The organism is Kineococcus glutinatus (assembly GCF_039542765.1).
Classification (GTDB): domain Bacteria; phylum Actinomycetota; class Actinomycetes; order Actinomycetales; family Kineococcaceae; genus Kineococcus_A; species Kineococcus_A glutinatus.
This window is the reverse complement of the sequence record NZ_BAABIL010000522.1, coordinates 1-1,315: the sequence shown is the minus strand read 5'-3', so window position 1 is coordinate 1,315 and position 1,315 is coordinate 1. Positions and strand designations below refer to the sequence as shown.

General features: G+C 79.2%; 2 protein-coding genes. Both read right to left on the bottom strand.

Annotation, left to right across the window (positions count from 1 at the left end):
* On the bottom strand, window positions 1-377 hold a 377-nt coding region (locus ABEB16_RS17485), incomplete at its 3' end, for a GTP-binding protein (RefSeq protein WP_345713499.1).
* Window position 378: 1 nt separating this feature from the next.
* On the bottom strand, window positions 379-1,315 hold a 937-nt coding region (selA, locus tag ABEB16_RS17480), incomplete at its 5' end, for an L-seryl-tRNA(Sec) selenium transferase (protein ID WP_345713498.1).

The following is a 1,315-nucleotide window of genomic DNA, read 5'->3' as shown; positions in this document are numbered from 1 at the left end:
CGCCCGGTCGCGGGCCCGGGGTCGGCCAGGTCGGCGCGGGTCACGACGAGCAGGCCGTGGCGCACGCCCAGGGCGTCCAGGGCCGCCAGGTGCTCGGCCGACTGCGGCATCCAGCCGCCGTCGGCGGCCACCACCAGCAGCGCCACCGGCACCGGGCCCACGCCCGCGAGCATCGTCGGCACGAACCGCTCGTGGCCGGGCACGTCGACGAACGCGACGCGCCGGCCCGAGGGCAGGTCGGTCCACGCGTAGCCGAGGTCGATGGTCAGGCCGCGGCGGCGCTCCTCCTCCCAGCGGTCCGGCTCCATGCCGGTCAGGGCGCGCACCAGGGTGGACTTGCCGTGGTCGACGTGCCCGGCGGTGGCGACGACGTGCACCTCAGGCGCCCCCGCCCACGGGCACCCCCGCGGCGCGGCGCACCGCCGCGGCCACGTCGTCGTCGCGGTCGGCGGGCACGCAGCGCAGGTCCAGCAGCAGCGCCCCCCGCTCCACCCGGCCCACCACCGGTGGGGACCCCAGCCGCAGCGGCGCCGCCAGCTCCGGCGGCAGCGCCACCGCCCACGAGGCCAGCTCCAGGCCCGGCGCGCCACCACCGCCGACCACCGCCACCACCGTCGCCGCCCGCGCCGGCAGCCCCGCCGGGACGAGCGCGGCTGCCAGCCGGTCGCTGCGCCCCCGCAGCGCCGCGGGATCGGCGTGCAGCGCCTCGTGGGTGGGGGTCGCCGGACCGCGCAGGGTGGCCTCCAGCGCCGCCAGCGTCAGCTTGTCCACCCGCAGCGCCCTGGCCAGCGGGTGCCGGCGCAGCCGCTCCACGAGGTCGGCGCCGCCCAGCAGCAGCCCGGCCTGCGGCCCCCCGAGCAGCTTGTCACCGCTGCCCGTCACGAGGTCGGCGCCGGCGCGCAGGGTGCTCGCCGCGTCCGGCTCGGTGGGCAGCAGCGGGTCGGGGGCCAGCAACCCCGAGCCGATGTCCGCCACGAGCGGCACCCCGCGCTCGCGGCACAGCGGCGCCAGGTCGGCGACGTCCGCGGCGGCGGTGAAGCCGGTGACCACGAAGTTGGAGGGGTGGACCTTCAGCACCACGCCGGTGTCCGGGCCGATCGCCGCGGCGTAGTCGGCCGGCGCGGTGCGGTTGGTGGTCCCCACCTCGCGCAGCCGCGCGCCGGTGGAGACCAGCAGGTCCGGCAGCCGGAAGCCGTCGCCGATCTCCACCATCTCCCCGCGGCTGACGACGACCTGCCGGCCCGGCGCGAGCGCGGTGGTCGCCAGCACCAGCGCCGCGGCACCGTTGTTGACGACGTGCACCCCGCCCGCGTCC